This window comes from Bacillus sp. JH7 (assembly GCF_001563515.1).
GTDB lineage: Bacteria > Bacillota > Bacilli > Bacillales > Bacillaceae_G > Bacillus_A > Bacillus_A cereus.
This window is the reverse complement of the sequence record NZ_LPUS01000023.1, coordinates 1-469: the sequence shown is the minus strand read 5'-3', so window position 1 is coordinate 469 and position 469 is coordinate 1. Positions and strand designations below refer to the sequence as shown.

Below are 469 nucleotides of genomic sequence, written 5' to 3'. Positions count from 1 at the left end.
GACGGTGAGCGCGCCTATAAAACAGGCGATGCTGGCTATGTTGAAAATGGTCTTCTATTCTATAATGGTCGTCTTGATTTCCAAATTAAGCTGCATGGTTATCGAATGGAATTAGAAGAAATTGAGCATCACCTTCGTGCGTGTTCTTACGTAGAAGGTGCAGTTATCGTTCCAATTAAAAAAGGTGAAAAATACGATTATTTATTAGCGGTTGTTGTTCCTGGAGAACATTCATTTGAAAAAGAATTCAAATTAACATCTGCAATCAAAAAAGAACTCAATGAGCGATTACCAAACTACATGATTCCACGTAAATTCATGTATCAATCTTCTATTCCAATGACACCAAATGGAAAGGTAGATCGCAAAAAATTATTGAGTGAGGTTACAGCATGACCGCATATGGATCATTTTATTTTTTCGCTATAGTGGGCATTTTATTAATACCTACTATCATAGCTGGATTAAA

The 469-nt window shown here is 35.6% G+C and carries 2 pseudogenes; both read left to right on the top strand.

From position 1 onward, the window contains the following. Positions 1–396 (top strand): annotated as a pseudogene (locus tag AU379_RS23575) (D-alanine--poly(phosphoribitol) ligase subunit DltA); the annotation flags it as partial. Then, positions 393–469 (top strand): annotated as a pseudogene (locus AU379_RS29840) (D-alanyl-lipoteichoic acid biosynthesis protein DltB); the annotation flags it as partial. The pseudogenes AU379_RS23575 and AU379_RS29840, both read left to right, overlap by 4 nt.